Annotated in this window: 11 protein-coding genes, 5 tRNA genes and 1 other annotated feature; of the genes, 12 read left to right on the top strand and 4 right to left on the bottom strand. The window is 40.2% G+C overall.

The window, feature by feature from the left end:
* Positions 1–7: 7 nt before the first annotated feature.
* The gene (locus Gferi_RS12950) at positions 8–2,755 is read left to right on the top strand and encodes a UPF0182 family membrane protein (RefSeq protein ID WP_069977123.1); all 2,748 of its coding nucleotides are present in this window, start codon (positions 8–10) and stop codon (positions 2,753–2,755) included.
* A 330-nt stretch (positions 2,756–3,085) separates the two neighbouring features.
* Here the strand turns inward: Gferi_RS12950 and Gferi_RS12945 are convergent, their stop codons facing one another.
* The 3 genes from Gferi_RS12945 to Gferi_RS12935 form a co-directional block, all read right to left on the bottom strand.
* Positions 3,086–3,715, bottom strand: a complete 630-nt coding sequence (locus Gferi_RS12945; RefSeq protein WP_069977121.1) for a site-2 protease family protein — start codon at positions 3,713–3,715, stop codon at positions 3,086–3,088.
* A 72-nt stretch (positions 3,716–3,787) separates the two neighbouring features.
* Positions 3,788–4,576, bottom strand: coding sequence for a hypothetical protein (locus tag Gferi_RS12940; RefSeq protein WP_069977119.1), 789 nt, complete (start codon positions 4,574–4,576; stop codon positions 3,788–3,790).
* A 187-nt stretch (positions 4,577–4,763) separates the two neighbouring features.
* On the bottom strand, positions 4,764–4,955 hold the full coding sequence (locus Gferi_RS12935; protein ID WP_083273540.1) for a hypothetical protein: 192 nt from the start codon (positions 4,953–4,955) through the stop codon (positions 4,764–4,766).
* Between the two features lie 203 nt (positions 4,956–5,158).
* Between Gferi_RS12935 and Gferi_RS12930 the strand changes: the two genes are divergently transcribed.
* From Gferi_RS12930 to Gferi_RS12915, 4 genes are all read left to right on the top strand, one after another.
* Complete coding sequence (locus tag Gferi_RS12930) at positions 5,159–5,677, top strand: hypothetical protein (protein WP_069977115.1); 519 nt, start codon at positions 5,159–5,161, stop codon at positions 5,675–5,677.
* Positions 5,678–5,724: 47 nt separating this feature from the next.
* Positions 5,725–5,941, top strand: a binding site (T-box leader).
* A gap of 51 nt (positions 5,942–5,992) precedes the next feature.
* Positions 5,993–7,270 carry a serine--tRNA ligase gene (gene serS / locus Gferi_RS12925; protein WP_069977112.1) on the top strand — a complete coding sequence of 426 codons (1,278 nt, stop codon included), beginning with the start codon at positions 5,993–5,995 and terminating at the stop codon, positions 7,268–7,270.
* 213 nt (positions 7,271–7,483) lie between these two features.
* Positions 7,484–9,175 carry a phosphoenolpyruvate--protein phosphotransferase gene (gene ptsP, locus Gferi_RS12920; protein ID WP_069977111.1) on the top strand — a complete coding sequence of 564 codons (1,692 nt, stop codon included), beginning with the start codon at positions 7,484–7,486 and terminating at the stop codon, positions 9,173–9,175.
* 116 nt (positions 9,176–9,291) lie between these two features.
* Positions 9,292–10,233: an AEC family transporter gene (locus tag Gferi_RS12915; RefSeq protein WP_069977110.1), complete on the top strand. Its 942-nt coding sequence runs from the start codon at positions 9,292–9,294 to the stop codon at positions 10,231–10,233.
* Between the two features lie 51 nt (positions 10,234–10,284).
* Here the strand turns inward: Gferi_RS12915 and Gferi_RS12910 are convergent, their stop codons facing one another.
* Positions 10,285–11,148 carry a DUF4438 domain-containing protein gene (locus Gferi_RS12910; protein WP_069977109.1) on the bottom strand — a complete coding sequence of 288 codons (864 nt, stop codon included), beginning with the start codon at positions 11,146–11,148 and terminating at the stop codon, positions 10,285–10,287.
* A gap of 185 nt (positions 11,149–11,333) precedes the next feature.
* On the opposite strand from Gferi_RS12910, the gene Gferi_RS12905 reads away from it, so the two are divergent.
* The 7 genes from Gferi_RS12905 to Gferi_RS12875 all read left to right on the top strand — a co-directional run bounded on the left by Gferi_RS12905 (position 11,334) and on the right by Gferi_RS12875 (position 13,886).
* Entirely contained in the window at positions 11,334–12,830 is a 1,497-nt protein-coding gene (locus Gferi_RS12905) for a hypothetical protein (protein ID WP_069977108.1), read from the top strand.
* Positions 12,831–12,920: 90 nt separating this feature from the next.
* Complete coding sequence (locus tag Gferi_RS27625; RefSeq protein WP_083273539.1) at positions 12,921–13,259, top strand: glutaredoxin family protein; 339 nt, start codon at positions 12,921–12,923, stop codon at positions 13,257–13,259.
* A gap of 120 nt (positions 13,260–13,379) precedes the next feature.
* Positions 13,380–13,454: transfer RNA gene (locus tag Gferi_RS12900), tRNA-Asn, on the top strand.
* Positions 13,455–13,458: 4 nt separating this feature from the next.
* A tRNA-Glu gene (locus tag Gferi_RS12895) sits at positions 13,459–13,533 on the top strand.
* A 7-nt stretch (positions 13,534–13,540) separates the two neighbouring features.
* A tRNA-Val gene (locus Gferi_RS12890) sits at positions 13,541–13,616 on the top strand.
* An 88-nt stretch (positions 13,617–13,704) separates the two neighbouring features.
* A tRNA-Gly gene (locus Gferi_RS12880) sits at positions 13,705–13,778 on the top strand.
* Between the two features lie 16 nt (positions 13,779–13,794).
* Positions 13,795–13,886: transfer RNA gene (locus tag Gferi_RS12875), tRNA-Ser, on the top strand.
* The last annotated feature ends 11 nt before the right edge of the window (positions 13,887–13,897 follow it).

Genomic DNA, 13,897 nt, shown 5'->3' with positions numbered 1-13,897 from the left:
ATGTGATTTGAAACATGGAAAGCGTGTGTTGGTGTTTATCGGAATTGCAGCAGTAATATTTTTACTGACATCCTTTACTACCATCATTAACTTTATTACAGATTACCAATGGTTTAAGGAACTTGGATACGAACAGGTATTTTTTACGAAGCTGATGACGCAGATTAAGATTGGAATTCCCGTTTTTGTTGTGTTAACAGCTTTAATCTATATTTATCTGTTGTCGATTAAAAAGGATTATTATAAAAAGGTAAGCATCTTAACCGTTGCTGGAGACGAAAAAAGAATGAATCGAATGGCGCTGCTGGCAGCAGTTTTTGTTTCTTTCTTAACCAGTATGGCTTTTACAGGAAGCCTATGGTATGAACTGCTGCAATTCCTTAACGCATCGGAATTTCCTACTGTTGATCCTATTTTTGGGAGGAATATTTCTTTTTATATGTTCCGATTGCCATTAATTCAGCGGGTTTATTATATGCTCATTAGTTTTATTGTACTAATGGCTATCCTTACTTTCATATTCTATATCATCCTACTCAGTATGCGTAGGCCCACTGCCTTTGATGAAGTACATGAACCGGAAACAATCCGAATGGGGAGAGGAATGAACCTTACAGAAGGTAAAAGAATTTTAGAGATTGCCATTCGTCAAGTGAGAATGATCGGAGTAATCTTTTTTCTGATACTAGGATTTGGATATTATCTCAGAACTTTTGAATTATTATATTCCCCGAGAGGCGTAGCTTATGGAGCCAGTTTTACTGACGTTCATGTAACTCTTTGGATGTATCGGGCAATGGCCGTGCTGGCCCTGATTTCCGCAGTGCTTTGGACTGTGGGTATTCGAAGGGGGAAAATGAAGCAGGCCATCCTAGGACCGGTATTGATTATTTTGGTTGGAATCATTGGCAATGGTGCAGCCATGGTTGTGCAAAACTTTATTGTGGCACCGGACGAGATTTCAAAGGAGCGTACGTATCTGGAGTACAATATCGAATATACTAAAGAAGCCTATGGACTAAATACCATTGATACCAGAGATTTTCCTGCAGACAATACCTTAACACGGGAAGACTTAGAGAGGAATAAGGAGACGATTAGAAATATACGGATCAATGATTATCGTCCCACCATACAATTTTACAATCAACGGCAGGGAATACGACCCTACTATCAGTTTAATGATGTAGATATCGACCGTTACGAAATTGACGGGCAATATACCCAAGTGTTTTTATCCGCGAGAGAAATAGACTCCAAGCGGGTGAATGAACAATGGATTAACCAACATTTAAAATATACTCATGGCTATGGGGTTGCCCTTTCTCCTGTCAATACCATCACCCCAGAGGGAGCACCGAGATTGCTGGTAAGCAATATTCCACCGGAATCAGAAGTCAAAGACCTGGAGATTACCCGGCCTGAAGTTTATTTTGGGGAATTAACCAATCAGTATATTATTACGAATGCCAAGGAAAGAGAGTTTGACTATCCTCAAGGGGAACAGAATGCAGAAGCTATTTATGAGGGAACTGCAGGTATTCGCCTGGGAGGCTTCAACAAGCTCCTTTATGCAATCCGGCAGGGGAGTCTAAAGCTTTTTGTATCGGGAAATATTACCGGAGAGAGCCGGATTCATCTCTATCGAAATATCAATGAACGGGTTAGAAAAATTGCACCTTTTATCTATTATGATGAAGATCCTTATCTGGTAATTGATGAAGGCAAGCTTTACTGGATCATCGATGGGTATACTGTTAGCGAAAACTATCCCTATGCGGCGCCTTATGTGGGTGATCGGGGTAACTACATGCGCAATGCTGTAAAAGTCGTAATTGATGCCTACAACGGTACCACAACGTATTATATTGCCGATGAACAGGACCCGGTGATCCAAACTTTAGGCAAGATTTTTCCCCAACTCCTGACTCCAATGGATCAAATGCCGGCAGGTATTAAAGCCCATATCCGGTATCCACAGACTTTTTTTGATATACAGGCAGAGGTATACCGAATCTATCATATGCGGGATATTGATGTTTTTTATACCAAGGAAGACCTGTGGGACATTGCCCGGGAGATGTATGAACGGAAGGAACAAGTGATGGAATCCCACTATAATATTATGAAGCTGCCTGGAGAGGAACGTGAGGAATTTATCCTGTCGATTCCCTACACGCCTAAGAATAAACCCAACATGACCGCACTGCTGATGGCACGGTCCGATGGGGAGCACTATGGGCAGCTGGTACTGTACCGCTTGCCAAAGCAGAAGAATGTTTACGGACCAATGCAGATCGAATCTAAAATTGATCAGGATACCAATATCTCTAAGGAGTTCTCGTTATGGGGGCAGCAGGGTTCCACCTATATCCGCGGAAATCTGCTGACAATCCCAGTCGAAAATTCTCTGCTTTATGTAGAACCGATCTATCTGAAGGCTGACAATGAAAGCAGCTTGCCGGAAGTAAAACGGGTGGTTGTATTCTATGGTGAACGAATTGCCTATGAGGAAACCTTAGAAGAAGCTCTAGAAAAGCTCTTTGGTGCAGCAGAAGAGGTGCCTGATCCCGTAACGCCCCAGCCACCGGCTATAGAGGGAGAAACAGAGGATTTCCAAGCGCTGATCCGTCAGGCCAATGAGGTATTTGACCGGTCCCAGGAGGCACAGCGGGCAGGAAACTGGTCAGAATATGGCGCTCGGATCGATGAGTTAAGAAGAATATTAGAAAAATTAAACCAAGTGTCACAATAAGCTGGAGAGGAACATAAAAGAATTTCGGCAAAGCAAATTTGGCAAAGATTTGCTTATCGTGGAAACTTTTATGTTCCTTTTTCGTCTATATTATTGAAGTATGCTAAACTGGGGAGATTTCTTTGAAAAAAATATGATTGAATTATTACTTAAATCACATTGATTGTCATAAGCTGCACGTACCAGGATTATAGTTGTTATATTTGAGGGACTTGATATAGGCGGTTATACATTCTTTCGCAGTGTATGTACTTGGGCAGGCCCATAACTTACTTGTCAAAATGAAAAAGAGACCTTTTTGTATGAATAGGTCTCTCTTTTCGCTATTATTTAGAAAAAAATACTGAAAAGCCCATTGTAGATTAGAGCAATGGGTGGTCCGATAACTCGGTCAAGGGCGTTGCTGATAATTAACAGTGGAAGAATAATTCTGCCCTTCGTAAAAAATTCATAGAAGAATGCTGTATGCTTGAGATTAAATAGTCCGAAAAAGATATGGGAACCGTCCAATGGTGGAATTGGCAGCAAATTAAATACAAAAAGCACCACATTAATCCAAAGAGTATAGTCGAAAACATCCATTACTGTGTCATAGACTCCGTCGGGAAGGATGGTCGAGGGAATGTAATAGGTAGCTTTCATCAGGAGTAGAAAAAATAATGCGATGAGTAAATTCATTAGAGGACCTGCTAGGGATACAAGAATATCGTCACGCCTTGGATTTCTAAAATTGGTTTCATTTACTTCTACTGGTTTTGCCCATCCAAAGCGGGCGATCAAAATCATTAGAAATCCGAAAGGATCAATATGCACCCAGGGACTTAAGGTCAAGCGGCCTTGATGTTTTGGGGTATCATCTCCCAACCATACAGCCATCTGTGCATGGGCATATTCATGGAAAGAAAAACCAAGAATAATTCCAGGTAGGATCAACAATATTTCCCGAATGTCGAAATTCATAAAAAACCTCCTTGTGTAGATAGTCGTACATACTCATTGTACAGGAAAGGAGGATAAGTGCAAACCGTTAAATTAAGGGAGCTGAGTCTCTTTTTTGTATTGTTCATACTGTTTGTTGAACACAATTTCAGCTTTTTTTAATTTTTCTTCTATGTAGTCTTCAAAACGGTAGGTGCCAATGGCTTTTTTGAATTTTTCCTTACTCAATTCCTGTTTGATTTTTTCGTACATGTGGTTTTTATAACTCTCTTCTGTTTCTAGTTCAAATAAATCCATTTCTCTTGCCTTTGCATATTGATAATAATACTGATAGAAGATATTGCTTTCAATATCCTCTCTAATTCGGGTTTGATAGGCTAAATAGGCGCCATCTATCTCACTGGAGGAGGGGATTAGATTTCGTGCCTCTAATTCCTGCATAATAATGGATTTAGCCAAAGTTTGCTGAAAGGCATAAAGAAGGGTTTGCTTTTTCAGAAGCCTTTCATAACTGTCAATTTCTTTTAATACGAAATATTTCAATGTATTTTTATCCTCTGGAATAGCCAGATTTTGTACGGCAGCTCTCGCTTCATCTAATTTTCCCTGCTGAATTAGAAGGATAATGTCATCTACTAAGGAGGGCCGAATGTTCAGAAGCTCCAGCTTTGGATAAATGTTATTTCGAAAGCGATTATACTCATAAAGCTGTTTTTCCAGTTGTAGAAACTTTAATTGACTTTCTACGTCTTTAACGGTAATAATATGGCCATTGACCATAGCTACCTGATCTGCATCTAAGTTTTTTTGCTCTGAGCAGGAAGCTAGGAAAAAAACAAGAATCGGTATAAAAAGCAGGAAAAATAGACGTCCCATCCGCATAATATAAAATCCCCCTAAAAAAACCTTCATAAGTATAGACGGAATTTTCGGCAAAAGGTTTCATAATTTACAAATAAAAAAAACCTAAGTTTTAGGTTTTTTTTATAAGGGCCTTCTTTTTCAATTTTAATAGAAGGGCTTTTATATTCAATAAAGGAGTGTATTTGTAAAAGTAAGCAGCGATTTACTAGCGGCTGCGTAAAAACTTTAATTCTTCGATTGTCATATTATCCAGTTTTTGTGCCATTTGAGAAAATTCCTTTCGCTGAATTAAGCCTTTATCAATCAGCAGCTCAATCATGGTAGCGATGGCCAAGGTATTGCGGTAGTCAACTTCTTTTAAGTCGCCAATTTGAGCATATAAGTCGATATCATGCATACATATTCCCCCCTACATTCTTTGCTACTTGTAAGTATAGGCAATAGGACAAAGTAATATACATCTTTTTTCACAAATATCCGAAGCCATAGGAATCCTTATAGAAACAAGCGTATCAAAGCAAGGTATTTTTGCATAATATGAATATAGTACAAATATAATCCTTATTATAGACAAAATGCCCTGATAAGGGGGGGGAATCCATGGATAATCAGAGGGTATTGACCACCGGCAGCTATTTTTGGATGTTGACGAAAATATTTTTTCGATCTTTAGTGGCCTATTATTTTCAGAGAGACGATAATCGTTTAGAAGAATTGTATTATGAAACCCTGGATCTTCATGAACAATATATTGATATATACTGTGACGAAGAGGACAAAGAAGAACGGCTAAAGGAGAAGGTCTATGAGATGCTGGAGCTAATTTTGCTAAAGGAACAAAAGGACATACTCCATATGAAAGGCTCCGGCAAAACTTTTCGAGGGCTAAAACTGAGAGAGAATATCATTCATGATATTTATGTAGAACTGTGGTTATTAGGACAAAATCTTTGGATTTATACCTTTGGAGGCAGAGATCAACAGGAAAACATTCTTCCTTTCGATATAGAAAATCCATATCTTCTGCGCATCGACCAAGTATATCACTGTTTAAAGGGACAACGTGTACCAGGACTTTTATCGATGCTTTATGAAAAAGAAAAAGAGAATAAAAAATAAGGTTCTTGCCAAACTAAAGGTAATATGTTAGAATATTTTAAAATATGGAAAAGACTGTGAAGAGAAATAGTAAATAGTCGGATTTCTACAGAGAGCTGGTGGCAGGTGCAAACCGGTGAAGTTGGCTATTGAATCCATCTCGGAGTTGTAGGTTGAAAGCTTTTGTAGGCCTAAACGGGTGCGACCGTTATATCGCAACAAAGAGGATTGAAGGAATTCAATCAATTTGGGTGGCAACGCGGGAACATAACTCCCGTCCCTTTTATGGTAGGGACGGGAGTTTTTTTTACGAAATGAGATAAGGAGGTAGGTCAAATGCTAGATTTAAAACGCATTCGAAATGAATTGGAGTATGTTAAGGAACGAGTTATGTCCAGAGGCCAGGGAGATTATGGCTTAGATCAAGTTGTGCAGTTGGATGAAAAACGCCGCAACCTGCTTCAGGAAGTAGAACAGATGAAAAACAAGCAAAATATAGTATCAAAGGAGATCCCAAAGCTGAAGAAAGAAGGAAAAGATGCTTCTGCAGTGATGGAAGAAATGAAAGGATTATCTGATAAAATCAAAACACTGGACGAGGAAGTAAAAACAGTTGAACAACAAATTCAAGAGATGCTGATGGGTATTCCCAATGCACCGCATCCAAGTGTTCCTGCAGGGAAAAGTGATGCAGACAATGTGGAGGTGAAAAAATGGGGAGAACCAAGACAATTTGATTTTGAGCATAAGGCCCATTGGGATGTGGGTACTGACTTAGGCATATTAGACTTTGAAAGAGCAGGTAAAATTACAGGTACTCGCTTTACCGTATATAGTGGACTGGGTGCAAGACTGGAAAGAGCTATCCTCAACTTTATGCTGGATTTGCATACGGGAGAGCATGGCTATACAGAAGTGCTGCCGCCTTTTATGGTAAATCGCGCGAGTATGACAGGGACAGGACAGCTGCCAAAATTTGAAGAGGATATGTTCCATATTCCATCGAAGGATTATTTCTTGATTCCAACAGCAGAGGTTCCGGTGACCAATTTGTATATGGATGAAATTCTGGAGGCAGACCAGCTCCCAATTTATCATACGGCCTATACGCCTTGTTTTAGAAAAGAAGCGGGCTCTGCCGGAAGAGATACCCGTGGATTGATCCGTCAGCATCAGTTTAATAAGGTAGAGTTAGTAAAGTTTACAAAACCTGAAACTTCTTACGAGGAGCTGGAGAGCCTATTGGCAGCGGCAGAAGAAGTACTAAAGCGTTTAGAGCTTCCTTATAGGGTGGTGAAGCTGTCTACTGGAGACCTGGGCTTTAGCTCTGCTTGCACCTATGATATAGAAGTATGGATGCCCAGCTATAACCGCTATTTAGAGATTTCTTCCTGCAGTAATTTCGAGGACTTTCAGGCAAGAAGAGCCAATATACGCTTTAGACCTGAACCAAAGGGAAAGGTAGAGTTTGTTCATACCCTCAATGGTTCTGGGTTGGCAGTAGGCAGAACCTTTGCAGCAATCCTGGAAAACTTCCAGCAGGCGGACGGTTCTGTAATGATCCCTCAAGCCCTAAGACCTTATATGGGCGGTATTGAAAAAATTACAAAATAAGTAAAAGTCAGACCGTAGAAATTTCTTCTTCGGTCTGTTTTTTTGTTTTTTGAATGCGCAAAAAAAAACAATTTTTTCAAGCAAACGCTTTCATATGAGAAAAAAGTTGACGGGCTAATCATAGATAAAATATGATATAAGTAAACACTAGAGGGCAGCGTCAGTATAGCTCTATTTGAAGCAAAGGATAAAAATAGAGGGGGAATGAAGGATATGTTTAAAGGAATTGCAGCATCTCCAGGAATTGCCGTAGGGAAGGCACTTGTATTAAAAAAAGAAAACATCATTATTGAACGGAAAAAAGTTGATGATCTGGAGAATGAAAAGAACAGATTCCAGGAAGCCGTAAAAGTATCAAGGACGCAAATAGAGAGGATCAAAGAGAAAGCAGGAGAAGAGCAAAAGAATATTATGGATGCCCATATTATGATTTTGGAGGATCCGGAACTGCTGAGCAATGTAGAAGATAAGATTCAATCGGAAAATATCAACGTGGAAGCGGCGTTAGATGATGTATTGAACTTATTTATTGCGATGTTTGAAAGTATGGATAATGAGTATATGAAGGAGAGAGCTGCAGACATCAAGGACGTAGGTCAACGTCTGCTTATGAACCTACTAGGAAAAGAAATTCCTAATCTGTCGGTATTAAAGGATGAGGTCGTACTGGTGGCCCATGATATTACACCTTCAGATACTGCGCAAATGGACCGAGAGAAGGTATTGGGATTTATAACGGATATTGGAGGCAGAACATCACACAGTGCCATTATGGCACGTTCTATGGAGATTCCAGCAGTACTCGGATTAAAAAATATAACGGAACAGGTTAAGACAGGAGATTATGTAGCATTTGACGGAGATGAAGGGGTTGTATTCGTTAATCCGGAAGATTCCGTAGTAAAATCATACTTAGAAAGAAAAGAGAAGGAACTGGCAGTAAAAAGAGAATTAATGCGGTTGGTGGATAGTCAGAGCGTATCCTTAGATGAAAGAAGAGTAGAAATTGGCTGCAATATAGGAAACCCACAGGATGCGACAAAAGCTCACGAGAACGGAGCAGAGGGAATTGGCTTATATCGTACAGAGTTTTTATATATGGATAGAACGACACTTCCTTCAGAGGATGAGCAATATCAAGCCTATAAGGCTGTGTTGGAAATCATGGGGGGACGGCCGGTAGTGATTAGAACCCTAGATATCGGTGGAGACAAAGAACTGCCTTATATGAACCTTCCTAAGGAAGCAAACCCCTTCTTAGGCTATCGGGCCATAAGAATTTGCCTTGACCGAAAAGATATTTTCAAAACCCAGTTAAGGGCATTACTAAGGGCTAGCGTATATGGCAACCTAAAGATCATGTATCCTATGATTTCTTGTGTGGAAGAAATCCGAAGTGCCAACCGTATCTTAGAAGAAGTAAGGCAGGAGTTGGACAGGGAAAACATAGCGTATGCTTCCGACTTTGAGGTGGGAATCATGATTGAGATTCCTTCTGCAGCGGTGATTTCTGATCTGTTAGCTGACGAAGTAGACTTTTTCAGTATTGGTACCAATGATTTGATTCAATATACTACTGCAGTGGACCGTATGAACGAAAAGATTTCCCATCTGTACAACCCTTTTAATCCTGCAGTGTTGCGACTGATTAAAACAGTTATTGACAGCGGACATGCAGCAGGTATTTGGGTAGGTATGTGCGGTGAGGTAGCTGGTGACAAACGCTTGATTCCAATACTGCTGGGAATGGGTCTTGATGAATTTAGCATGAGTGCAGGTTCTATCCTGCCAGCCAGAAAGCAAATTCAAAATCTGTCTTATGAAAAGATGAAAGCTCTGGCTGATCAAGTACTAAAGATGAAGAGTGCCGAAGAAATTGAAAAGTTTGTTGCACAGAACGTGTAACATAGAAAACCCGCCTGTTATTGCTTAACCGGTGGGTTTCATTATAACAAAACACCCAGGATAAATAGGTAACAATATATAGGACTTTGTTTTTATACTATCAGGAGGACAGATAAATGGTTATGTTCAATGCATTACAAAGCATCCTAAGCATTATCATACTGATTTCGCTGGGATATCTATTAACAAGAGCAGGATGGTTTAATGAAGAGATTTCAAAGTTATTTTCCAAATTGGTAACAACCATATCCCTGCCAGCATTAATGATCGTAAATTTTACCACCACCTTTGACAAAAAGACGCTGATTCAGTCTAGTTCTGGCCTTGTGATCCCATTTGCATCTATATTCCTATGTTTTATCATTAGCAGTATTATGGCCTATTACTTTGTTGCAGATGGAAGAAGAGGTACCTTTGAGGCACTCTTTAGCGTTTCAAATACAATTTTTATTGGTTTGCCGGTAAACATTGCTTTATTTGGCGAGCAGAGCATTCCTTATGCTTTAGTTTATTATATCGCCAATACTTTTTTCTTTTGGGTTGTAGCTGTATTTAAAATAAGCCGTGATGGAAATATAGGACAAATTCCTATTCTATCGAAGCAAACGATTAAAGCTATTTTGTCCCCGCCTCTACTAGGATTTCTTGCTGGAGCTGTTTTGGTGTTAGGGGAGATCAGGCTTCCGGCTTTTATATTGGATACTTGTAAATATCTTGGAAACCTGACTACACCCTTATCCTTGCTGTTTATAGGTATAACTTTTTATTCTATAGATCCTAAAATTTTATCCTTTAATAGAGATATGTTTCTTGTTTTTCTAGGAAGATTTTTTATTTCACCGGCAATTGTATACCTGTTAGCGATTTTCTTTCCAATACCTCCACTAATGCTAAAGGTGTTTATTATCCAATCGGCAATGCCTGTAATGGCGCAAACTGCTATCATATCTAAGACTTATGGTGCAGATCACGAATATGCAACGATTATGATTAGTGCTACCACGCTAGCCAGTGCGTTTTTTATACCTGTTTATATGAGTATTTTGAGCTTGTTTTGATAAAAATGGAAAAAGGCCCATTATATATGGGTCTTTTTTTCCTTTTTATGCTTACCGGATGCCGAAATAATGGGCAATGTTGGCTTTTGCATCTTTGATGCCACGAATTTTAGGTAGTTTGCAAGTCATGAGGGTGGTAACTCCGGGCCCGTGACCCATTTTAACACAATCACTGTGAACGACCACGCCAATGGATACTGCGCCCTTTAGGAATCCTCTGCCGTAGCTGTTGTCGCAATCACGCAGCAGTACAATATCTCCAAAGCGAAGATCATTTAATCCAAAAGCCGCATTTGCCCCTGCATCAGCCGTCATGATATCATAATCTCCACTAGCAGCCGTTACAGCGCCAATGCCAGAACCCATTAGGTAGGCCGGTACCTCTGTTACCACAGGAACTTCTAATACGCCGTCTTTTCCAATTCGAAGATCCATCTTTTCCAGCAGATTCGGGTCTAGGTTCATGACTGTAACCTCCGGAAGGTTAAGCAGCTGCAGTCCTTGTCCATAGGCTTTAATGAGAATTTTATCGCCAATGGCCATATTTTCTAAATCCTTCTCATGAAAATAGATCAATACATGCTCAATGCCTCCGTGGGTTCCTGTCACAAAACCTTTTGCACCCTTTGCATCACCGCTGACAATCTTGGCTTCATTTCCTACACAGGCTAAAAGATTGAGTCCTCCATTTGTTTTGTTGTCCTCTAGTTTGATGCTTACACCGGGTTCTACATGGTCTCCGGCCCAACCCATAGCCGGATCACCTACCTGTACATTATAGGTGATGCCACCGGTTGCGGGCAATACGAGAGAATTACCTTCATGACTTAAACGATAAGGGTAGACTGCGGCAGGATGAGCAATCTGACCTTGAACAGATTGCATAACTACTCGATCTCTATTGGTTTTGATCATAGACTAGGGCCTCCTTTGCATAAAAAAAAATTTTTATGATAGAATATTCTACAAAAAAAAGTAAACCCCTTTTTCCAAAGAGCGTAAAAACATGGTAAAATAAAAATATGAATATTCGGAAAAATAAATAGCGGTATGATGGACGAATCAAGGACAGCGTATAAAGCATCGAGGGGGAATGGGGCGTGCAGAAGATTATAGGGAAGAAGTTTTGGATGATTGTAGTATTATTTTTATCCGTTAACAACAGCTGCGGCGGAGCTTTAGAAATATGGGGCCAAGATTTTATAAAAAGTCAGTCAAAACAATTTCAGATCATACATGTATTTCAAGATGCCAAGCCCTTTGCCCAGGCGGAGGAATGGACTTACGGATGGGATATACTGCAAGGGAAACAGCAAATGGGTCGACTGACCATGAATCAGTACCGGCTGAAGAATGGAGATCTGTATTATTATCTTCGTTATCTGCCAGAGCAAAATAGCAAACACCCTCTGATTCTATCTATTCCGATAAATCTTACTGACTTTACTTACCGTTATGTAACTTATCCGCTTGGTTATGATTTTGCTAAATCCCAATGGTCGGAAACAATGGTTGGGGACAAGGATACAAAGCTTACTAAAGAGTCCATGTATATCGATGATGTGGCAGGGTCTTATTATCTAAGCTATATCGATGTTTTTGAATTACAGGATAAGTCGGTAAAAAAGGAGCGGTATGATCTAGGAAAAGCTTTACAGATTTCAGATGAAAGTATCTTTTTAGAATTTCCTCATATTAAAGGAACAAGTGTAGAGCAGTGGGGGGTATTATCGCAGGAACGCCTGGTTGACTGGGAAGATCCCATGGGGACCATGCACTTACGAATGGCAGATTTGAACCGAGTCCGAAAGCAGGGACAAGAGGGAATCTATTATTTTACGCCTAGCAGTTACTATCCTAGTTCACCTACCAGCTTTTGGTTCAATCCCGCCCATCATATTGGAGAGCTGTTTATTCGTACAGAGGGAGCGCGATTTTTTGATGATTTTGGCCTGGTTTCTCTTTATAAAGCTGTAAGGTCGCAAAATCAAAAAGGTTATTGGTGGTCTACTCCCCGGTCCAATTGGCTGATGGAGGACTATGGTATTGACAGCAGCTTTTATGATACGCGATTTTCTACAGATGCAGCCATCTTTTTACTGAAGGGATATGACAAATATCAAGATCCTGTATTTTTGGATGCAGGAAAAAAATACGGAGATTTTCTGCTGCAGTTTGCTGAAGACCATCATTATGAAACAGAAAATCAAGGATGGTTAGTGATGGACTACGGACATGATTTAAGACCAGAGGTAAAAACCCATGTTTCCCTCAATCATTTATTAACGGAGATGAATTTTCTTTATCATCTGTATATACTTACAGAGGATGAGGCGTATTATGCATTGGCAAGGAAGATCAAGCAAGGGGTTAAAGATACAAGTATTCATTGGATCAAAGAAAACGGGGATCTATGGTATGCCTATATGATGGATGGCACCTATGGAAAGTTGGATTATCCCGTATTGACTTTAAACGATCTACGGATTAGCCAGCAGTTTTTCGAAAAACTGGAAGGAGAAAGAGATGATGATTTTGAAATGCTGATCCAAAGCAAGGAGAACTATCTAAAAGACAATAATCTATCCCTATGGTAGCTGAAGTGAGAGGAAAAGGACATATCAGATGCTATGAGTGACATAAAAGAGCAAATCAGTTTATAGAAATTTAATTCAGGAGGTGGGAAAGTGAAAAAAGTACTTCTTTTTACCAGTAAAACCTGACCACATTGCTATACGGCGAAAGAGTATCTTTCGGAAAAAGGAATTCCCTATGAGGAACGGGATATCAATGAAGATTTAAATGCCAGACAAGAATTGATGAAAAGAAAAGTAATGGGGGTACCTGCATTTCTAATTGGAGAGGATATCGTTGTCGGTTTAGATAAGGGGAAGATTGAATCCTTGCTGGACTTTATCGTTCAACCTTGTCCCCAATGTACTATTCGTATGCGAATTCCTAAAAATAAAGGGACACTGTTGGTGACTTGTCCGAAATGCGAACATAAAATAAAAATAAGGACATGAAAAGTAGGGCATACTTTTCGGTTTCTAGTATACCAAGGCATTTGGAATAAATTTCATGTAGACAACTTGTAATATATGTGGTAATCTATTCATTGTCGCTCTAAGGTGACGAGGAAATATTCCAGAGTAGCTCAATGGTGGAGCACCCGGCTGTTAACCGGTAGGTTGAGGGTTCGAGTCCCCCCTCTGGAGCCATTAAGGCCCATTGGTCAAGCGGTCAAGACACCGCCCTTTCACGGCGGTAACCCGGGTTCGATTCCCGGATGGGTCACCAATATTAAGGTCGCATAGCTCAGCTGGGAGAGCACCTGCCTTACAAGCAGGGGGTCATAGGTTCGATCCCTATTGCGACCACCATTAAAATGGCCCGGTAGTTCAGTTGGTTAGAATGCCAGCCTGTCACGCTGGAGGTCGAGGGTTCGATTCCCTTCACTAGCTCCATTTTGCGGATGTAGTTCAATGGTAGAACTTCAGCCTTCCAAGCTGATAGCGTGGGTTCGATTCCCATCATCCGCTCCAATATATAATATTATGTGGAGAAGTACTCAAGTAGGCTGAAGAGGACGGTTTGCTAAACCGTTAGGCCGGGAAACTGGTGCGAGGGTTCGAATCCCTCCTTCTCCGCCACATTTTAGATT

This window comes from Geosporobacter ferrireducens (assembly GCF_001750685.1).
In the GTDB taxonomy this organism is placed as follows: domain Bacteria; phylum Bacillota; class Clostridia; order Peptostreptococcales; family Thermotaleaceae; genus Geosporobacter; species Geosporobacter ferrireducens.
Note: the sequence above shows the minus strand (reverse complement) of the source record. Positions and strands in the feature narration are given on the sequence as shown.